Genomic DNA, 19,226 nt, shown 5'->3' with positions numbered 1-19,226 from the left:
CGTTGGCCGGTCGCTGACGGATTCCGCCGATGCCGCCGATGTGCGCCGCGAACGCCATTGCAGCCCCCGCAGTTGTGCCATGCGGTCGTCCTAACTAGGGAGCGCGAACATGCTTCGTTTTCTGTTGTCCCGGATTCTCGCCGCGACACCCACGCTGTTGATCGTGACGGTGTCGGTGTTCGTGATGATCCGGCTGGTGCCGGGCGACCCCGCGCAGTTGCTGCTCGGCGACTTGGCCGATCCGGTCTCGCTCGCCGCCATGCGCGTCAAGATGGGGCTCGATCAGCCGTGGACCACCCAGTTCTGGATCTGGTTCTCCGGCGCGCTGCACGGCGATCTGGGGACGTCGATCACTACCGGTGAGCCGGTGCGCTCGCTGGTCTGGGCGCGCTTCATCACCAGCGCGCAGGTCGTGCTGTGTGCCGTGTTGTTCGCGGCCCTCGTCTCGGTGCCCGCCGGCATGATCGCTGCGTGGAAGCAGAACAAGCTGCCCGATCTGTTGCTCGTGGGCGGTGCCACGCTGCTGGTGTCGATGCCCGCGTTCTGGCTCGGTCTGTTGATCCTGTTGTTCTTCGGGCTGAAGCTGCAATGGCTGCCGGTAGTGGGTTACGTGTCGATTGCCGACGACTGGCGCGCCGGGTTGCTGTATCTCGTCATGCCGATTCTTACGCTGTTCCTGCATGAAATCGGCGTGCTGATTCGCATGGCCCGTGCCAGCACGCTCGACGTGTTGCGTCTGGACTACGTGACCCATGCCCGCGCCAAGGGGCTGTCGGAGCGTGCAGTGCTGATGAATCACGTGTTCCGTAATTCGTTCGGCCCGACGTGGACGCTGATCGGGCTGGTGCTCGGCAACCTGCTCGGCGGCATTGCCGTGGTGGAGACGGTGTTCACTATCCCGGGGCTTGGCCGTTTGCTCGTCGACTCGATCTTCGCCCGCGACTATCCGGTCATTCAGGGGTGTCTGCTGTGCGTGGCGACGGTGTACGTCGTGGTGAACCTCGTGATCGATCTTTGCTATCCCCTCTTTGATCCCCGGGTGACGGTGCAATGAGAAAACGCCTCTTCTCCAACGCCACGATTGGTGGCCTGCTGCTCGCGTTTCTGGTCATCTGCGCCATTCTCGGCGCGGTATGGACGCCGTTCGATCCGCTGCGCATTCATTTCCCGACGCGGCTGCATCCGCCGGGCGGTGTGCACCTGCTGGGCACCGACGAGTTCGGCCGCGACGAGTTGTCACGACTGCTCAGTGGCGCGGCGACGAGCTTTCTGATCGCTTCGCTGACGGTGTTCTTCGCCATCGTGCTCGGCTGCACGATCGGCCTGCTGGCGGGCTTCGCCCGTGGCTGGACCGACCGCATCATCATGACGTTCAACAACGCGATGCTGGCGTTTCCCGGGCTGCTGCTCGCGCTCGGCCTGCTCACCATCGTCGGGCCGAACCAGTACGGCATCGTGCTTGCGCTGTGTCTGGCGTACACGCCGTCGGTGGTGCGCGTGGTGCGCGGTGCGGTGATGTCGTTGCGTGAACGGGAATTCGTGGAGTCGTCGCGCGTGCTCGGTAATTCCGATCTGTACACGATGTTCCGTCACGTGCTGCCGAATTGCATTGCGCCGATCTCGGTGCTGGCGACGTCGATGTTCGGCTGGGTGATTCTGGCCGAGAGCGCGCTGTCGTTCCTCGGTCTCGGCGTGCCGCCGCCTGCGCCCACGTGGGGCAACATGCTCGCGTCGGCCCGTCCGTTTATTTCGCAGGCAAGCTATCTGTCGATCTTCCCGGGCCTGTGCATCGCGCTCACGCTGCTGGCCATCAACCTCGCCGGCGATGCCGTGCGAGACCGCCTCGACCCACGCATGCGGGGGATGAAATGAACCTTGCACGTTCCGAGCTCTCCGAGCACATCGATCTTTCGTCTGGGCCCTCTGCGATGCCGCATTCGTCGTCTTCTCTGAACGTGTCTGCCGCCCCCGATGCACGCGCTATCCCCGCGAAGTCGGTGCTTTCGGTGGAAAACCTCACGCTGACCATCGGTCAGGGTGGCCGCGAGATCGTCTCCAACGTGTCGTTCGACATCGCTCCGGGCGAGATCGTCGGCATCGTGGGCGAGTCGGGCAGCGGCAAAACGCAGGCGGCGCGCGCCGTGTTGCGCCTGAATCCCGAGCCGGTGGTGCGGGCGGGCGGGCGTATCGTGTTTGCCGGTGAAGATATGGCGCAGGCCAGCGTGAAGCGGCTGCGCGAGTTGCGCGGCGGCAGCATCGGCATGGTGTTTCAGGAGCCGATGACGTCGCTCAATCCGTCGATGACCATCGGGCGGCAGTTGGGTGAGGCGCTGCGTCTGCATCGTCCGAAGATGTCGGCGGCCGAGCGCAACGAGCGCATTGTCGACATGCTCAACCGTATCGGCATGCGCGACCCCAAAGGGGCGCTGACGGCATGGCCACATGAGTTCTCGGGCGGTATGCGCCAGCGCATCATGCTCGCGTCGGTGATGTTGCTGGCACCCGCGCTGCTGATTGCCGACGAGCCGACCACCGCGCTTGACGCACTCGTGCAGCGCGACGTGTTGGAGTTGTTGGTGTCGCTCACCCGTGAGCACGACACCGCCGTGCTGATGATCAGTCACGATCTGCCGATGGTGGCGCGTTACACCGAGCGCATGGTGGTGATGGAGCGCGGCAAGGTGGTGGAGCGCGGCACGACGGCAGATGTGCTCGCCGCGCCGCGCGAGCCGTACACCCGCAAGCTGTTGATGGCGATGCCGCATCGTCTGCCCGCACGCGAGCCCATTACGCTCGCACCGGTGGTCGACGTGAAGGGGTTGTCGGTCGAATACGCGGGGCGTCAGCGGTTGTTCTCCAAGACCGAGCGCAAGCAGGCGCTGAAGGACGTGAGCGTCCATGTGCGCCCGGGGGAAGTGGTCGCGGTGGTGGGGGCGTCGGGGTCGGGCAAGACGACGCTGGGCCGCACCATTGCCGGGCTGATTCAACCGTCGGGCGGCGAGATTCTGTTCGATGGCCGCGCGATCCATCGCTCCGACGCCGCATGGCGTGAATACCGCCTGAATTGCCAGATGGTGTTTCAGGACCCGAGCGCGTCGCTCAATCCAAGAATGACGGTGCGCCAGTTGGTCGGCGAGGGACTGCGTCACGTATCGGGGCTGTCGCGCGCCGATGTGCAGAACCGTGTCGATGAAGTGCTCACCGAAGTCGGGCTTGAAACGGCTCACGGGGCACGTCTGCCGCATGAACTCTCCGGTGGACAGCGTCAACGTGTGGCGATTGCCCGTGCCATCGTGCGGCGGCCGTCGTTCGTGATTGCTGACGAGCCCGTCTCCGCGCTGGACGTCACGGTGCGCGCACAAGTGCTCGAAGTGTTCGCCAAACTTCAGCGCAGCCACGGCTTCTCGTGCCTGTTCATCAGCCACGATCTGGGCGTGGTGGAACAGTTGGCCGACCGGGTTATCGTGATGCGCGACGGCGCCATTGTCGAACAAGGAACACGCGACGAAGTGTTCGACACGCCGCGACACGAATACACTCGCGAATTGCTGCGCGCGATACCGATGCTCACCCCCACGTCCGGTGGCGGTGTCGCCCTGCGTCAGCGTTCGTGTGGACCGGAGACATCGGCAATATGAGTACCGAAAAAAGCGCGCAAAACCTGGTGGACCGCATCGTCCAAGACATTCAAGCGGGCGTGCTCACGCCCGGCAGCTGGCTCAAGCAGATTGATTTGCAGACCCGCTACGACGTGACGCGTCTGGAGGTGCGGCGCGCACTCGACCAATTGACGGTCATGCGCGTGACGGCACACGTGCCCAACTGCGGCTATCACATCGAGTCGATCGACACCGATCGTCTGCATGACATTCGCGAGATGCGCGTCATCGTGGAACTCGGTGCCGCCGCCGATCTGATCGATCACGTCACCCCGGCGCAGATTGTCCGGTTGCGCGAGCTTGCCGAGCAGTTTCATGCGCTGACCTTCGACGGCACGGTGCTCGACATGCACCCCGTCAACGCGGAGTTTCACGGTCTGCTGTACTCCGCCTGCCAAAACAAAGAACTGCCGAAACTGATTCTGGAACTGCGCACCCGCATGCCGTCGGGCATGGCGACGCAGAACCGCACGCGCGCGCGTATCGAAGCGTCGTCGCTCGAGCACTTTGCCATCGTCGACGCCGTCGAAGCCCGCGATCTCAAGGCGCTGCAACGCGTCATCGCGGCGCACGTGCGACAACCGGCTACGCCCGCCAAACCCGCAAAGTCGGCCAAGCCCGCCAAGTCCGGCGACGCAAGTCCGTCGCGTGGCACCGTCAAAACCAAGTCGTCCGTGGAGAAGAAATGAGAGATCGTTCGTTGGCTGGTTGGCAGGTCGTTCGCAATCTTCCGGGGCCCCGCGCCGTGGGTGCGATGGCACTGGCCGGTGCGCTGTGCCTGCCGGGCGCGGCGTTCGCGCAGACGCTCAACGTGGCGCTTGCCGCCGACATCCGCTCGACGGACCCCGGCGTGAACCGCGACGACATGACCGATGCTGTCGTGTTGCATGTGGTCGAAGGGCTGGTCGGTTATCGCGAGAACGGCACCGTTGCCCCGTTGCTGGCCGAATCGGTGGACGTCTCGAAAGACGGCATGACTTACACGTTCAAGCTGCGCCGCGACGTGCATTTCCATAACGGTGCGGCACTCACGTCGGCCGATGTGCTCTGGAGCTGGCAGCGCTACACGAACCCCAAGACCGGCTGGGCCTGTCTGGACGAGTTCGATGGCCGCAAGGGCTTGAAGGTGACGAAGGTCAGCGCACCCGATCCGTACACCGTGGTGATGCAACTCAACCGCCCGGCAAGCCTGTTCCTCGATACGCTGGCGCGCACGTACTGCGGCATGACGGCGGTGATCAACAAGGCTTCGCTGAAGCCCGACGGCACGTGGGACAAGCCCATCGGCACGGGGCCGTTCAAGCTGACGGAGTGGAAGCGCGGCGAGTACGTGATGATGAACGCGTATGCCGGATACAAGTCGCCGCCGGGCACGCGTCCCGATGGCTACGTGGGTGCGAAAGCCCCGCTGGTCGACGCGGTGAAGTTCGCCATCGTGCCGGATACGGCGAGTGCCAAGGCCGGGCTGCAATCGGGCGCATTGTCCGTCGCACGCGTGGCACCGTCGGACGTGGTGGAGCTTCAGGCCGACAAGCGCCTCAAGATCATCGTCGGCCAGTTGGCGTCGAAGAACGCGCTGCTGATCCAGACACGCGATCCGGTGGTCGGCAATCAGAAGCTGCGGCAGGCGATTGCCGCGTCGCTCGATATTCCGCAGATCGCCGAGGCCATTTCGGAAGGTCACGGCGGCCCCAATTCATCGGCAGTGCCGACGACGTCGTCGTACTACGACGCGACGCAGAAGAAGAGCTACACCTACGACCCGGCACTGGCCAAACGTCTGCTGAAAGAGGCGGGCTACAAGGGCCAGAAGATCGTGATCTTCGCCAACAAGCGCGTGAATGTGCCGAGCTACACCATCGCCGTTATCGCGCAGGCCATGATGCAAGCCGTGGGGATCAATGCGGTGATCGAGGTGCTGGAGTGGACGACGCAGTTGGATCGCTATTACAGCGGCGCGTATCAGATCAGCTCGTTCTCGTATTCATCGCGCATCGACCCGGCACTGAGCTATGAACAGTTCTCGGGCGACAAGACGAAGCAGCCGCAGAAGGTCTGGGAAGACCCGCGTGCGCTGGCACTGATCGATCAAAGCCGCGAGGAACCTGACCCGGTCAAGCGGCAGGCCATGTTCGACCAACTCCACACGATGATGCTCGATCAGGTGCCGCTCATCTTGCTGAGCAACGGTGTTGAACCGTGGGCTGTAGGCCGCCGCGTGGAAGGCTTTGCCGCTTGGGAGGGCAAGCCGCGCCTCTGGCAGACGCGACTCGCGAAATAAAAAAACGGTAACGGCCTGACTTGCGCGTTTAGCGGTACCCCCCGCTATGGTCAGGCCGTCACCTGAGGAAAAACGTCAGCGATTGGACCGCGAGCCGATCAACCACCCGATCGGACGCGGAATTCGACGTGAGATCAGAAGCGGTGTTGGATGCCGGCGGTCACACCGACCTGCGTGTCGGCGGCACCGACGAGGTCACGCGACAGGCTGACCTTCTGGCCGTGCTTCGCAAATGCGTAGCCACCCGACAGGTACAGCGACGTACGCTTGGACATCGCGTATTGCGCGCGCAGCGAGATCAGCGTCGGGTCGGCATCGCCCGCATCCTTGATGTCCTGATGGTAGATCGCGCCATACAGCGTGAAGGCCGGCGTGAAGTCGTACGAGCCACCCAGCCAGTACATGTCGCTGCGCAGCGATGCCGTACCTGCCGTGATGAACGTCTTCTTGTAATTGCGATACCCGGCCATTACCTTCGCGGGGCCAAAGCTGTAGCTCGCGCCCGCGTGAATCCCCTGAATGTAATCCGTCGTGTCGGCAGGGCTCGTGCTCGTACCGGCGCCGTTCTGGCGGTCGTACGTCGCCACCACGGCGAACGGACCGTTTTCGTAGCCGACGGCGAAGTCATACTTCGAGCTCGTCTTCATGCTGCCCGGCACGTTGCCGAAGCCGTACATCGCCCCGAGCTTCAGACCGTTGAACTCACCGTCGTAGCGCACGGCGTTGGCCGAGCGCGAGAACAGGCCGTCCTTGCGGGCGCCCGTGGCGGTCGAGCTGGTGGCCCACGAGTAGTTCGGCGCATAACCCATCGGGTCGAACTGGAGCATGTAGTCGTACGTTGTCGTGAACGTACGGCCGATGGTCACTTGCCCCCACTTCTTCTGCGACAGGCCGACCGTGGCGCGGCGATCGAAGATCGCGCCGGGGCCGTCATCGAACTGGCCGTTGACCAGATTGATACCGCTTTCCAACTGGAACACGGCCTTGAGGTCGTTGCCCAGATCTTCGGAGCCCTTGAAGCCGAAGCGCGACGTGTTCTTGCCGCCCGACACGGCGCGCGCTGCACCGCCGTTGTCGCTCGCATGGTTCACATACTCCACGCCGGCGTCGACGATCCCGTAAATCGTCACGTTCGACTGTGCGTGAGCCTGACTGGCCAGCGCGGCGCCCAGCACGCCCAGTGCCGTCGTTGCGGCCAGACCGATACTGCTTCGTTTCATTGTTGTCTCCTCTTTCTTCTGTTTCTCTTGGTATTGCGCGGGAGAGCGCCCGCGCGTCGCTTGGGATTGCATCGATCTCCGGTCTTGTCGGGCAGGCTCAGGCGTTGGATTGTGCAAACGCCCAGCAGTCGTTGGCCGGGAATTCGATCCAGTGATGGCCGGGGTCGCGCGGCACGTGACCGAACGCGCGGAAGCGCAGCGCGCCGCAATGGAAGAGGTATTCCCAGCGGTCGCCCAGATACATCGACGTGACGAGTTGCGCGCCCACGCGGTTGTGGCCCGGGCCGTCGGCCACCTGCACGCGCTCAAGGCGAATCACGGCTTGTGCGTCCTGACCCGGCGCGAGCGTGTCGCGGGCACGGGCCTGCAAGGCGAAGCCGTCGCCTGCCAGCGTGACGAATTCGCCATCGACGGCGCTCACGGTCGCGTCGATGCGGTTGTTGCTGCCCATGAATTCCGCCGTGTAGAGCGAGCGCGGCGAGCCGTACAGCTCTGCCGGGGTGCCTTCCTGCTCGATACGGCCGTTGCGCAGCAGCAGAATGCGATCGGACATCGCCATGGCTTCGGTCTGGTCGTGCGTCACACACAAGGCCGACAGCCCCAGCGAGACGATCAACTCGCGCAGCCACGCCCGCGCTTCTTCGCGCAACTTGGCGTCGAGGTTCGAGAGCGGCTCGTCGAGCAGAATGACCGGCGGGTTGTAGACGAGGGCGCGGGCGATGGCCACACGTTGTTGTTGACCGCCCGACAACTGGAACGGAAAGCGCTCGGCCAGATGGCCCAAGCCCAGTTGATCGAGGGCGCTTTGTACGCGTTCGCGGCGCTCAGTCGCACCGACCTTGCGCAGCTTCAGGCCGTAGCCGACGTTATCGGCCACCGTGCGGTGCGGCCACAGCGCATACGACTGAAACACCAGCCCGAGCGAGCGCTGTTCGACGGGGCAATCGATGCTTTTCGCGCCGTCGAAGAAGACCTGATCGTCCAGCGCGATGCGGCCTTCCGACGGTTGTTCGAGACCGGCCACGGCACGCAGGAGCGTGGTCTTGCCACTGCCCGATGCGCCGAGCAGACACACGACTTCACCGGCTTTGAGTTCGAACGACACACCCTTGAGGATCGGGTTGGTGCCATAGCTCAGAAAGAGGTTGTCGACGACGAGCTTATCCATGCAATTTGACTCCGAAGCGCAACGCCACGCCCAGACCGGCGCCGACCATCGCGATGTTGATGACAGAGAGCGCGGCCACCTGATCGACTGCGCCGGTCGCCCACAGCGACACGAGCAGCGAGCCGATCACTTCCGTGCCTGGCGAGAGCAGATAGACGGCGGTGGAGTATTCGCGCTCGAAAATCATGAAAATGAGCAGCCACGCGGCGAGCAGACCGAAACGCACCAGCGGCAGCGTGACGTCGAGGCTCACGCGGCTGCGCGTGCCGCCCACGCTGCGGCCCGCTTCTTCCAGCTCGGGGCCGACTTGCAGCAGGGCGCTCTGGATGAGTCGCATGCCGTAGGCGAGCCACACCACCGTGTAGGCCACCCAGATGCTCCACATCGAGTTCTTGAGTTCCTTCAAGCCCGGCACGAAGAGGAAGATCCACAGGAACGCGAGACCCGCGAGCAGGCCCGGCACGGCGCGCGGCAGCAGCACGATGTAGTCGAGCAGCTTGGCTGCCCAGTCGTTGCGACGGTGTCCGGCAAAGGCGACGAGCGAGTAGAAGCCCACGGCCATCGCGCCACCGATCACACCGATGCCGAGCGTATTGAGAATGGCGCGCACGAGGTTGTCTTGCTCGAACAGCTCTTCGAAATTCGAGAGCGTGAGCACTTCGGCGATCGCGACGCCTTCGCCCCAGTGCGTGACGAACGAGCGCAGCACGATGCCCGAGATCGGCACGATCACCGTCACCAGCAGCCACGTCACAACGATGCCCAGCGCAATCCAGCGCCACACGCCCAGCGGCAGCACGGTTTTCCGGCCAGCCTTGCCCTTGACCGTCACGTACTTGTTGGCGCGCTTGAGCAAGTGACGCTGCAACAGCACGAGCGGGAAGGTGATCGCCACGATGCACATCGCCACGGCCGCCATCAGGTGATACGACGGCACACCGAGCTTGTTGGTGAGCTTGTACAGGTAGGTCGCCAGCACCAAGTGACCTTCAGGATCGCCCAGCACGAGCGGCAGACCGAAGACTTCGAAGCCGAGGAAGAACACCAGCACGCCCGCGAACAACAGCGCAGGCATGGTCATCGGCAGGCTGACGTCGAGGGCGACGCGGAATGGCCGCGCACCGGCGACGCGGGCGGCTTCTTCCACGTCGGAGCCGAGGTTGCGCAGCGCAGCCGACGAGTAGAGGTAGACGTGGGGCACGTGCGTGAGGCCCACGATCACGGTGATCGCGAAGATCGAGTAGACCGACCACGGCGCATCCATGCCCGTGAGTTCGCGGAACCACACCGAGTAGAAACCGACGGGGCCGGCGGCGACCACGTAGCCGAACGCGAGCACCATCGGCGAGACGAAGACGGGCGTGAGCAGCAGCGGTTCAAGCCAGCGGCGGCCCGGCAGATCGGTACGCACCATCAGGAACGCGAGAATGCCGCCGAGCGGGATCGAGATGAACAGCATCCCGAACGCGATGATGAAAGAGTTCTTTACCGCCGACCAGAAATCGGGGTCGGTGAAGATGAAGCGGTAACCGTCGATGCCGAACGTGCGGTTCGCATCGAAGAACGGCGCCGACAGCAGGCTCTGCACGACGATGAACGACAGCGGCAGCAACACGGCAATCGTGAGCACGGCGATGACCATCCAGCGCGAGGTCGCCGCGAGCGCACGCCATGGCGACGCAACAAGATGAGGCACGCCAGCGCGCGAGCGTGCGGACGGCGCCGCAGAGCGGGTGTCGGTAGTAGACGACAGCATGAAGGTCTCCCTGCGCCACGCAGGGCGCATATCGAGAATGGCTTGGGGAGAGGCGGGCCGCGTGCGCGGCCGCCAGAATTACAGGTGAATCGGGTGAATCGCGTGCATCAGGTGAACCGGCGGCGCAGCGGGACTGGCTGCGCCAGACCGGTCAGCGCTTGATCGACTGTTGCCAGCGCTTCAGGAATTCGAGGCGCTTGGATTGGTCGAGGTAGACGAGCAGGCCCGCACCGATCGGAATCGGCTTGAGCGCGGCGCCCAGTTGCTGCGTGAGGTTGGCCATCGAGGTCTCGCCTTCCACGTCGGCGCGGATCGAGAACAGGTTGGCTTGATTCGCGAGCAGCGTCTGGCCGCGCTTCGAGAGCAGGTAGTCGACCCAGAGCTTGGCGGCGTTGACGTTCTTGGCCTTCTTCGAGATGGTGACCAGACGGCTCACCACCTGCGTGTAATCGCGCGGGTAGACGTAGCCGATCGACGGGTCCTTCTTCGCCTTGGCAAACGCGTACGAGCCGAGAATGTTGTAGCCGATCAGGTTCTCGCCCGACGAAATGCGCTCCATCATCGCGCCCGTGCTCGATTGCAGCTTCGGGTTGAGGGCACCCATCGCGCCCACGAGTTCCCACGTGACTTCCGGGTTCACGCGCGCGTCTTGCGTGAGGTAGTTGAAGCCCACACCGGATTTCTCGATGTCGTAGGTCGTGACCTTGCCCTTGAACTTGGCCGGGTCCGACTGCAACAGCTTGATGAGTTCGACACGCGTTTGCGGCACTTGGTCGGCCGGCAGCAGACGCTTGTTGTAGACAATGGCGAGCGGCTCGTAGGTCGTGCCGTAGGCCTGCTTCTGGTACTGCGCCCATTGGGGGATGTGTGACGACTCGGGCGATTCGTAGCTCGCCATCGTGCCGTCGTTCACGAGCTTGACCTGGAGGTCCATGGCCGAGCTCCAGAGCACGTCGGCGCTGGTGCTGTTGGCGGCATACTCGCTGATGTAGCGGTTGTACAGCTCGGTGCTGTTCATGTCGTTGTACTCGACCTTCACACCGTAGAGCGCCTCGAAGTCCTTGATGAGCGGACGCACGAGGGCGGTGTCGGTCACCGAGTACACGATCAGCTTGCCTTCTTTCTTGGCCCCGTCGATGGTGGCCTGATAGTTCGCCGGGTACCCGGCGGGCACCTGCGCGTGAGCGACGGACAGGCCGGTCGCGAACAGTGCGGCGGCGGCCACGCAGCGCCCAAGCAGTTGCGTTTGCTTCATGTCTTCCTCCAGAGACCCCTTGAACGGGGTTTGTCGTTTTCTCGTGGCGCATGGTAATTTGCCGGAACTTTCAATTCGCTTTCGATTTCGTGTCGAATCCGGCCCATGAGCGGTTTTTCGGGTCATGGATTTCCCTAGGGTCTGGTCCCTTTTCATGCGCATCCTGCTTGTCGAAGACAATCCGAGTCTGGCCAAATCCCTTGCCGAAGCCCTCACGCAGGCGCATTTCGCCGTCGATTGCATGCACGACGGCGAAGCTGCCGATCACGTGCTGCGCACGCAGGAGTATTCGCTCGTCATTCTCGATCTGGGCCTGCCGCGCCTCGACGGCCTTGAACTGCTGCGTCGTCTGCGTCAGCGGCGCAACATGGTGCCGGTGCTGATTCTCACCGCCCACGGCTCGCTCGAAGACCGCGTGAAGGGGCTCAATCTCGGGGCCGACGATTATCTGTCGAAGCCGTTCGAACTCGATGAACTGGAGGCCCGTGCGCGCGCATTGATTCGCCGGTCGCAGCGCCATGAGAGTGCCGACGTGACCTGTGGACCGCTCGTATTCGATGGGGTGGAGCGCAGTTTCCGTCTCGACGGCGAGTTGCTGGCGCTGACCAAGCGCGAGCGCGCTGTGCTCGAAGTGCTGATTCTGCGTGGTGGCCGGGCAATCAATAAAGAAGCGCTGTCGGAGAAGCTTTTCGGGATCGACGAGTCGGTGAATCCGGACGCCATCGAAATCTACGTCTACCGGCTGCGCAAGAAGCTCGAAGGTAGCGGTGTCGCCATCGTCACGCTGCGCGGACTCGGTTATCTGCTCGAAGCCAAACCCGACGCTGCATCTGCCGTCTCGACGACACCTACGGCGTCGTAATCGCACGTCTCCTCGCGCCCCTTGAGTCCCTCTGCCTGATGCCGCAACCGAATCTTCGCCGCCAACTGGCGCTCTGGCTGCTGTTCCCGCTGCTTGGACTGCTCGCGCTGGATACCTGGCTGACCTATCAGCGCGCGATGAGTGCTGCCAATTCCGCGTTCGACCGGTCGCTCGAATTCTCGATCAAGTCGATTCGCGAGGGCACGCAGTTGATCGACGGCGAGGTGCAGGTCAACTTGCCGTACCTCGCGCTGGAGATGTTCGAGTCGGATCGCGGCGGCAAGATCTATTACGTGATTCGCGAGGACGGCGAGCGGGCGGTGACCGGGTATCACGATCTGCCGTTGCCGCCCTCGGTGGTCACGCCGGAGCCCTATCACTCGGTGTTTTACGACGCGACCTATCGGGGCGAGGCGTTGCGCATGGGGGCGTTGCGTCTGCCCGTGCACGATGTGCCGAATGCCAAGACGCGCGTCGTCTGGATCGTGGTGGGCGAGACCACCGAGTCGCGTCACGAACTCGCTCGCCAGATTCTGACGGGGGCGTTGCAGCAGGAAGTGCTGCTGGTGGTGCTGGCGCTCGCCATCGTGTGGCTTGGGGTGACGCGCGGTTTGCGTCCGCTCAATCGGCTGTCTGCGAAGGTGGCCGCGCGCAGCGAAGACGACACGACGCCACTCGATAACGTGGATTTGCCGACCGAGGTCGAGCCGCTGGTCGAGTCGATCAATCAGTATGTGGGGCGCGTCGGGCGCATGCAGGCGTCGCGGCAACGCTTCTTTGCCGACGCGGCGCACCAGTTGAAGACGCCGCTGGCGATCATTCAGGCCGAGTCGGAACTGACGTTGCGCGAGACGTTGAGTGCGAGCGCACGGGAGCGCGTCGAACGGCTCAATCTGGCCGTGAAGCAGGCGGCGAAGAGTGTCCGGCAGTTGCTGTCGCTGTCGCGGTTGGAGGCCGATGTCGGCGCGCCCGCCGCGAAGGTGCCACTTCGCCTCGATGAGGTTGCGCGCAGCACGACGCTGGACTGGTCGCCGGTGGCACGCGCGCGCGGCATCGATCTCGGGTTCGAGCACGACGGCGCGGTCGACCTGCTGGGGCAACGCGAATTGCTCGCCGAGATGTGCGGCAACCTGATCGACAACGCGATTCGTTACGCAGGCGATGGCGCGGTCATTACCGTGCGCGTCGGTGTCGAGCACGGGGCGCCGGTGTTGCAAGTGGTCGATAACGGACCGGGGATTCCCGCGCACGAGCACGACGCCGTGTTTCAGCGGTTCTATCGCAGCGAAACGGCCGGACAAGCGGTGGACGGCTCCGGGCTCGGACTGGCGATCGTGCGCGAGATTGCCCGTATGCATCGTGCCGAAGTCACGCTGGCCGATGCCCCGGGCGGGGGACTGGCCGTCACCGTGCGATTTTCGGGATCGGAAGCGCCATCTGGGGTGGTGTAGTAATAATTTCCTGAATTTATGTATTTTGGGGAATAAATTGGCTCGATCGTCGAAATCGACGAGTGATTTTGCAAGCCTTTTCTCGTTTTCGACGCGTACGATCGATGCACATTTTTGCAGGAGCCCGATCATGCGCGAAAAAGAACAACTTCACTACTTCGACTACGCTGCCACCACCCCCGCTGATGCGGCCGTGATTGCGGCGATGGCCGATTGCCTTGGCGTCGACGGCGTGTTCGGCAATCCGGCGTCGAGTTCGCATGCTGCGGGCACGACCGCCCGCCGACTCGTGGAGCGCTCGCGCGCGCAGGTGGCGGCGCTCATCGGTGCCGACACGGCCGAGATCGTCTGGACGTCGGGCGCGACCGAATCGAACAATCTGGCGCTCAAGGGCTATGCCGAACTCGCGCAGGCGCGCCCGCATCTGATCACGAGCGTCATGGAACACAAGGCCATTCTCGACACGATGGCCTATCTGGAAAAGCGCGGTTCCCCTGTGACCTACGTGACGCCCTCGGCCACTGGTGAAATTACGGCGGAGTCGGTGGCTGCCGCGTTGCGGCCGGACACCGGGCTGGTGTCGCTCATGCTCGTCAATAACGAACTCGGTACGCTGACCGATGTGGCTGCCATCTCGAAGGTGGTGCACGACGCCGGCGCGCTGCTGCATGTCGATGCGGCGCAAGCGCTGGGCAAGACGCCGATCGACGTGAAGGCCATGGGCATCGACATGCTGTCGATGTCGGCGCACAAGGTGTATGGGCCGAAGGGAATCGGTGCGCTGTACGTCAACAAGGACGTGATGGCGCGTATCGCGCCGCAGATGCATGGCGGCGGTCATGAACGCGGCTTGCGCTCGGGCACACTGGCGACGCATCAGATCGTCGGCATGGGCACGGCGTGCGAGTTGGCCATGCGCGGCATGACGGTGGATAACGAGCGCATCGGCAAGCTCAGCCGCCGCTTGCTCGATGGGGTTCTCGCGCTGGGCAACGTGACGCATAACGCTGCGAGTGCGCGTCGGATTGCGCATACGTTGAGCCTGACGGTGAATCATCCGGGGTTCTTCACTTTTATGCTGAACACCAATCTGGCGATCTCGTCGACGTCGGCCTGCAATTCGGCCTCGGGCCAACCGTCTCACGTGTTGAGCGCCATTGGTGTGGACAGCGAGGCCGCAGGCCGCACGGTGCGCGTGAGCCTTGGGCGCTTCACCGACGAAGCCTCGGTCGACTTTGCGATCGCCTGTTTCGAGCGTGCGCTTTGTCAGTGCCGCGCGCTGGCCGCGTGATGCGGATGAGGTGAATCGCAGCGCTGCTGCGAAGCGTGAGCAAAAGAAGGCGCCGTTCGAAGGAACGGCGCTTTTTTATTGGGGGCGCGTCATTGATCGCTGGCGGCTTGCTTCAACCAGTCGCGAAACGCTGCCAGCCGTGGCAGCGTCGCACACTCGGCGCGATAGACGATGTAGTACGCGAGCGTCGACGCGCAATCCACCTCGGGGAAGAGCCGCACGAGTCGCTGCGCGGCGAGATCGTCCCGCACGAGCACGCTGCGGGCAAGGGCGATGCCGTGGCCGTCGATCGCCGCCTGCAATACGGCCGCCGAGTTGTTGACCTTCAGACCGGCGCGTGTAGTGATATCGGATACGCCAGCGTGTGCCAGCCAAGACGGCCATGTGACGAAGCCCGCCGCAGTGTCCACCGACAAGTCGTGAATCAGCGTCATGCCCCGCAGATCTTCCGGATGCTGCAATGACGGATGCTCGCGCAGCAGTGAGGGGGCGCAGACAGGAAAGACCTGTTCATCCATCAATTTCTCGGCCTTCAGCCCCGGCCAGTGCCCCTGACCGTAACGCACGCCGATATCGATGCCTTGTGCGACGAAGTCCGCCAGTTTGAGGCTGGTGTCGAGCCGCACGTCGGTGTCCGGCCATGCGCTCTGGAAGTCGTCGATGCGCGGCAGCAGCCATTTAGCGGCGAACGCGGGACTGACCGTCACCGTCAACACGCCGACGGCCGAGCCTTCTCGTAGTTTGGCAAACCCCAAGTTGAGACGATCGAAGCCATCGCGAATGTCGGGCAGTGCCCGCTGCGCGGCCTGCGTCGGCACGAGACGCGCCCGCCCGGTGCTGCTGCGCTCGAAGAGCGGTACGCCCATCCACGCTTCGAGACTGCGCACCATCTGGCCGACGGCTGCGGGTGTCACGTTCAACTCGGCAGCGGCGGCAGAGAAGCTCTGATGCCGCGCGCTGGCTTCGAACGCCCGTAGCGCATTGAGGAACACCGGTGCTTTCATGATGGAAAGATTTTCTTTCAATGCGACGCAGAATAACTGATTTGTGAAGACCCGGTCCGACGCCAACAATGTGGATATCGAACGACGACGGTGGTGTGCGGAAACGGTGCATGCCATAGCGACGTCCGGCGTTATCTATCGAGTCATAGACAAGTCTTCAGGAGTCAGCAAAATGAAAAGTTTTTCTTCCAAGGTTGCCATCATCACGGGTGGCGGATCCGGCATCGGCAAGGAAGTGGCGACGCGTCTGGTCGCTGAGGGCGCCCGCGTGGTGATCGGTGGCCGTGACGCGGCCAAGCTCGCGGCGGCGGCCGCACAAATCGACCCGACGGGCGTCAATGTGCGTTATCTGGCGGGCGACATCGCTCAACCGGCGACGGCGTCGGCGCTGGTCGAGCTGGCGACGTCGGCCTTCGGGGGTGTCGACATTCTGGTGAACAACGCGGGCGTGTTCCATCCCAAGGCGTTTCTGGAACTGGACGAGGCGGAGTACGACGGCTTTGTCGACATCATCCTCAAGGGCAAGTTTTTCATGGCGCAGGCGGCTGCCAAGGCAATGATGCAACGCGGCGGCGGTGCCATCGTGCAGACCGGCTCGCTGTGGGCGTTGCAGGCCATCGGGGCCACGCCCTCATCGGCGTACTCGGCCGCGAACGCCGGCGTGCATGCCCTCACGCGCAATCTCGCCATCGAACTCGCGCCGCTCAACATTCGCATCAATACGGTGGCCCCGGCCGTGGTCGAGACGCCGGTCTACAACACGTTCATGAGCGACGACGAAGTCAAAGCCACACTGCCCGCGTTCAACGCGTTCCACCCGCTTGGCCGCAACGGTCAGCCGCGTGATGTGGCCGAGGCGATTCTGTTTCTCGCATCGGACGCCGCATCGTGGATCACCGGCACGGTGCTGCCGGTCGACGGCGGGGTGATGGCCGGGCGTCAGGCTTGATATCGCACTCGCGATTTTCAAGCGGTGGTGAGAGGGGAGCGTTGGCGAATTGATCTGTCGCAAGTTGACGAATATTCAACGCGCGACGCCTTGATGGGTCAAAGTCACCGTCCTGTATTATGCTTTGAACCACTTGCAAATCTATTCTCTCCCTCTCCCCACCCACCTTGATGTCTGGAGGTATGTATGAGCAAAGAGAAAGAACGTCACGACACCGGATCCACGACCGGTGCGGGCGCCCCGGCGGCGAGCGATCGCAATACGCTGTCGGTCGGGCCGGACGGTCCGCTGTTGCTCCATGACGTTCACTTCATCGAACAGATGGCGCATTTCAACCGTGAGAAGGTGCCTGAGCGCCAGCCTCACGCCAAAGGTGCCGGTGCCTTCGGTGTCTTCGAAACCTCTGAGGATGTGAGTCGCTACACGAAGGCGTCGTTGTTCAAGAAAGGCGCGAAAACCGAGATGCTCGCGCGCTTTTCCACCGTCGCGGGCGAATCCGGCAGCCCCGATACGTGGCGCGACGTGCGCGGATTCTCCCTCAAGTTCTATACCGACGAAGGCAACTACGATCTCGTTGGTAACAACACCCCGATCTTCTTTGTTCGCGATCCGATGAAGTTTCCGCACTTCATCCGGAGCCAGAAGCGTTTGCCCGATTCGGGGCTGCGCGATAACCACATGCAATGGGACTTCTGGACCAACAATCCGGAGTCGGCGCATCAGGTCACCTATCTGATGGGCGATCGTGGCCTGCCGCGTACTTGGCGACACATGAACGGTTATGGTTCGCATACCTACATGTGGGTCAACGCCAGCGGCGAGAAATTCTGGGTGAAGTATCACTTCCATACGGAACAAGGTATGGAATTCTTCAGCAACGCCGAAGCGGCGACGATGTCTGGTCAGGACGCCGATTTCCACCGCCGCGATCTGTTCGACGCGATTGCCCGCGGTGAAAACCCGAGCTGGATCATGTCGGTGCAGGTCATGCCGTATGCCGACGCCAAGCAGTACCGCTTCAACCCGTTCGATCTCACGAAGACGTGGTCGCACAAGGACTATCCGCTGATCAAGGTGGGCAAGATGACGCTCAACCGCAATCCGGAGAATTTCTTCGCGCAGATCGAGCAAGCGGCCTTCTCGCCAGGAAATACGGTGCCGGGCATCGGCTTGTCGCCGGACAAGATGCTGCTGGGCCGTGCGTTCGCTTACAACGATGCGCAGCGCAATCGCATCGGTACGAACTTCCACCAACTGCCGGTCAACCGCCCGAAGGTGCCCGTGCAGTCGTACATGTTCGACGGGCATATGGCGTTCGAACATAGCGGCAATGCGCCGACGTACGTGCCGAACAGCGGTGGACGTCCGTACGCCGATCAGACCGGCGCCGCGGAAGACGGCTGGGAGTCGGATGGCGACATGGTGCGTAACGCGTACACGCTGCACAAGGAAGACGACGATTTCTCGCAGCCGGGAAATCTGGTGCGCAACGTGTTTGACGACGCCGCACGGGCACGTCTCGTCGAGACGGTGTCGGGCGCGTTGCTCGCAGGCGTGCGAAGCCCGGTGCTGGAGCGTGCGTTCGACTACTGGAAGCAGATCGACGCCGATGTGGGTGCGCGTATCGAGAAAGCGGTGAAGAGCGCGAAGAAGTAATTGACGTATTAAGCGCGAAGGTAATCGCCCCGGCGACTCTGGGGCGATAGCGGAGTGCGGCGTGAATGCGGCGTGAATGCGGCGGGTGGCGATGCTTGGCATCGTCCCCGCCGTTATAGTTCCGCATACTCCCAGGCAGCGCATTTGGCATCGAGCGTGGTGATGCCATCAAGAATGTCCTGCGCCGTAGGTGTGGTGCGGAGCAAATCAATGGTGGATGGACTCATGCGCTCGATGATTTCGTCCACCGTCGTGCCAGCCTCACGAATCGCCCGTTGGGGGTCGTAATAGCCCAACAAGCGCAGTACGTCGGTCACTTTCTCGCCAAAGACGGCATCCATCATTTCCGCCGTCTCGAAGAGCATCACTTCAAGCGTTGGCGCTGCCATACGGACTTCATAACGACTTGGCGATCCCGCCAAAGACAGCATGGATTCGGCGCTTCCCTGTTGATCCATGACCCACGTGTCATCCACGGTGTAGGCGTTCTGTATCAGTAGCGTGGGTGCTTTCTCGTGGAATACGGCCCCTTGTGCGATCGGTACTGTTCGCCACACACCTGTGCTGACGAAGAATCGCGAGGAATCCGTGATTTCGTTTGGGAGCCACGCCTTCAGCAGTTTGAAGCCGCTCTCCGATGGGCAGACGATACAGCGTTTCATGTGAGATCCGTT

General features: G+C 63.0%; 15 protein-coding genes and 1 pseudogene. 10 read left to right on the top strand and 6 right to left on the bottom strand.

What is annotated here, in order from left to right; translation table 11 throughout:
* The first annotated feature begins 109 nt into the window (after positions 1–109).
* Genes CDV44_RS20915 through CDV44_RS20895 form a run of 5 tightly spaced genes read left to right on the top strand, consistent with a single transcriptional unit; the run spans position 110 to position 5,940 of the window.
* The gene (locus CDV44_RS20915) at positions 110–1,054 is read left to right on the top strand and encodes an ABC transporter permease (RefSeq protein ID WP_087690191.1); all 945 of its coding nucleotides are present in this window, start codon (positions 110–112) and stop codon (positions 1,052–1,054) included.
* Positions 1,051–1,872, top strand: coding sequence for an ABC transporter permease (locus CDV44_RS20910; protein ID WP_058376928.1), 822 nt, complete (start codon positions 1,051–1,053; stop codon positions 1,870–1,872). Before CDV44_RS20915 ends, CDV44_RS20910 begins: the two co-directional genes overlap by 4 nt.
* Positions 1,869–3,638 carry an ABC transporter ATP-binding protein gene (locus CDV44_RS20905; protein WP_249277638.1) on the top strand — a complete coding sequence of 590 codons (1,770 nt, stop codon included), beginning with the start codon at positions 1,869–1,871 and terminating at the stop codon, positions 3,636–3,638. Before CDV44_RS20910 ends, CDV44_RS20905 begins: the two co-directional genes overlap by 4 nt.
* Positions 3,635–4,348, top strand: coding sequence for a GntR family transcriptional regulator (locus CDV44_RS20900; RefSeq protein ID WP_087690189.1), 714 nt, complete (start codon positions 3,635–3,637; stop codon positions 4,346–4,348). Before CDV44_RS20905 ends, CDV44_RS20900 begins: the two co-directional genes overlap by 4 nt.
* The gene (locus CDV44_RS20895) at positions 4,345–5,940 is read left to right on the top strand and encodes an ABC transporter substrate-binding protein (protein WP_087690187.1); all 1,596 of its coding nucleotides are present in this window, start codon (positions 4,345–4,347) and stop codon (positions 5,938–5,940) included. Before CDV44_RS20900 ends, CDV44_RS20895 begins: the two co-directional genes overlap by 4 nt.
* Before the next feature lie 134 nt (positions 5,941–6,074).
* On the opposite strand, the gene CDV44_RS20890 is transcribed toward CDV44_RS20895, so the two are convergent.
* The 4 genes from CDV44_RS20890 to CDV44_RS20875 form a co-directional block, all read right to left on the bottom strand.
* Entirely contained in the window at positions 6,075–7,160 is a 1,086-nt protein-coding gene (locus CDV44_RS20890; protein ID WP_058376929.1) for a porin, read from the bottom strand.
* Between the two features lie 97 nt (positions 7,161–7,257).
* Complete coding sequence (locus CDV44_RS20885) at positions 7,258–8,328, bottom strand: ABC transporter ATP-binding protein (protein ID WP_087690186.1); 1,071 nt, start codon at positions 8,326–8,328, stop codon at positions 7,258–7,260.
* The gene (locus tag CDV44_RS20880) at positions 8,321–10,084 is read right to left on the bottom strand and encodes an iron ABC transporter permease (RefSeq protein WP_087690183.1); all 1,764 of its coding nucleotides are present in this window, start codon (positions 10,082–10,084) and stop codon (positions 8,321–8,323) included. The genes CDV44_RS20885 and CDV44_RS20880 overlap by 8 nt, the downstream gene beginning before the upstream one ends.
* Positions 10,085–10,235: 151 nt before the next feature.
* Complete coding sequence (locus CDV44_RS20875; protein ID WP_058376932.1) at positions 10,236–11,339, bottom strand: ABC transporter substrate-binding protein; 1,104 nt, start codon at positions 11,337–11,339, stop codon at positions 10,236–10,238.
* A 154-nt stretch (positions 11,340–11,493) separates the two neighbouring features.
* On the opposite strand from CDV44_RS20875, the gene CDV44_RS20870 reads away from it, so the two are divergent.
* From CDV44_RS20870 to CDV44_RS20860, 3 genes and pseudogenes are all read left to right on the top strand, one after another.
* Positions 11,494–12,201, top strand: coding sequence for a response regulator (locus CDV44_RS20870; RefSeq protein WP_087690182.1), 708 nt, complete (start codon positions 11,494–11,496; stop codon positions 12,199–12,201).
* Between the two features lie 38 nt (positions 12,202–12,239).
* Positions 12,240–13,652 (top strand): sensor histidine kinase, encoded by a 1,413-nt coding sequence (locus CDV44_RS20865; RefSeq protein ID WP_087690180.1) that lies wholly within the window; start codon positions 12,240–12,242, stop codon positions 13,650–13,652.
* A 130-nt stretch (positions 13,653–13,782) separates the two neighbouring features.
* Positions 13,783–14,940 (top strand): annotated as a pseudogene (locus tag CDV44_RS20860) (cysteine desulfurase family protein); the annotation flags it as partial.
* A 92-nt stretch (positions 14,941–15,032) separates the two neighbouring features.
* Here CDV44_RS20860 and gcvA read toward each other — a convergent pair.
* Positions 15,033–15,947: a transcriptional regulator GcvA gene (gcvA, locus tag CDV44_RS20855; protein ID WP_087690176.1), complete on the bottom strand. Its 915-nt coding sequence runs from the start codon at positions 15,945–15,947 to the stop codon at positions 15,033–15,035.
* A gap of 172 nt (positions 15,948–16,119) precedes the next feature.
* Between gcvA and CDV44_RS20850 the strand changes: the two genes are divergently transcribed.
* The gene (locus CDV44_RS20850; RefSeq protein ID WP_087690174.1) at positions 16,120–16,896 is read left to right on the top strand and encodes an SDR family NAD(P)-dependent oxidoreductase; all 777 of its coding nucleotides are present in this window, start codon (positions 16,120–16,122) and stop codon (positions 16,894–16,896) included.
* Positions 16,897–17,082: 186 nt separating this feature from the next.
* Positions 17,083–18,552 carry a catalase gene (locus CDV44_RS20845; protein ID WP_087690172.1) on the top strand — a complete coding sequence of 490 codons (1,470 nt, stop codon included), beginning with the start codon at positions 17,083–17,085 and terminating at the stop codon, positions 18,550–18,552.
* Between the two features lie 113 nt (positions 18,553–18,665).
* On the opposite strand, the gene CDV44_RS20840 is transcribed toward CDV44_RS20845, so the two are convergent.
* The gene (locus CDV44_RS20840) at positions 18,666–19,214 is read right to left on the bottom strand and encodes a hypothetical protein (RefSeq protein WP_087690170.1); all 549 of its coding nucleotides are present in this window, start codon (positions 19,212–19,214) and stop codon (positions 18,666–18,668) included.
* Positions 19,215–19,226 lie beyond the last annotated feature (12 nt).

This window comes from Pandoraea sp. PE-S2R-1, assembly GCF_002179865.1.
Classification (GTDB): domain Bacteria; phylum Pseudomonadota; class Gammaproteobacteria; order Burkholderiales; family Burkholderiaceae; genus Pandoraea.
The sequence above is the reverse complement of the archived record's forward strand: the minus strand, read 5'-3'. Positions and strand labels throughout refer to the sequence as shown.

Excerpts from the sequence above, each read along its gene's own strand:
- CDV44_RS20915 (WP_087690191.1), top strand. The coding sequence starts at position 110 with ATGCTTCGTTTTCTGTTGTCCCGGATTCTCGCCGCGACACCCACGCTG.
- CDV44_RS20910 (WP_058376928.1), top strand. The coding sequence starts at position 1,051 with ATGAGAAAACGCCTCTTCTCCAACGCCACGATTGGTGGCCTGCTGCTC.
- CDV44_RS20905 (WP_249277638.1), top strand. The coding sequence starts at position 1,869 with ATGAACCTTGCACGTTCCGAGCTCTCCGAGCACATCGATCTTTCGTCT.
- CDV44_RS20900 (WP_087690189.1), top strand. The coding sequence starts at position 3,635 with ATGAGTACCGAAAAAAGCGCGCAAAACCTGGTGGACCGCATCGTCCAA.
- CDV44_RS20895 (WP_087690187.1), top strand. The coding sequence starts at position 4,345 with ATGAGAGATCGTTCGTTGGCTGGTTGGCAGGTCGTTCGCAATCTTCCG.
- CDV44_RS20890 (WP_058376929.1), bottom strand. The coding sequence starts at position 7,160 with ATGAAACGAAGCAGTATCGGTCTGGCCGCAACGACGGCACTGGGCGTG.
- CDV44_RS20885 (WP_087690186.1), bottom strand. The coding sequence starts at position 8,328 with ATGGATAAGCTCGTCGTCGACAACCTCTTTCTGAGCTATGGCACCAAC.
- CDV44_RS20880 (WP_087690183.1), bottom strand. The coding sequence starts at position 10,084 with ATGCTGTCGTCTACTACCGACACCCGCTCTGCGGCGCCGTCCGCACGC.
- CDV44_RS20875 (WP_058376932.1), bottom strand. The coding sequence starts at position 11,339 with ATGAAGCAAACGCAACTGCTTGGGCGCTGCGTGGCCGCCGCCGCACTG.
- CDV44_RS20870 (WP_087690182.1), top strand. The coding sequence starts at position 11,494 with ATGCGCATCCTGCTTGTCGAAGACAATCCGAGTCTGGCCAAATCCCTT.
- CDV44_RS20865 (WP_087690180.1), top strand. The coding sequence starts at position 12,240 with ATGCCGCAACCGAATCTTCGCCGCCAACTGGCGCTCTGGCTGCTGTTC.
- gcvA (WP_087690176.1), bottom strand. The coding sequence starts at position 15,947 with ATGAAAGCACCGGTGTTCCTCAATGCGCTACGGGCGTTCGAAGCCAGC.
- CDV44_RS20850 (WP_087690174.1), top strand. The coding sequence starts at position 16,120 with ATGAAAAGTTTTTCTTCCAAGGTTGCCATCATCACGGGTGGCGGATCC.
- CDV44_RS20845 (WP_087690172.1), top strand. The coding sequence starts at position 17,083 with ATGAGCAAAGAGAAAGAACGTCACGACACCGGATCCACGACCGGTGCG.
- CDV44_RS20840 (WP_087690170.1), bottom strand. The coding sequence starts at position 19,214 with ATGAAACGCTGTATCGTCTGCCCATCGGAGAGCGGCTTCAAACTGCTG.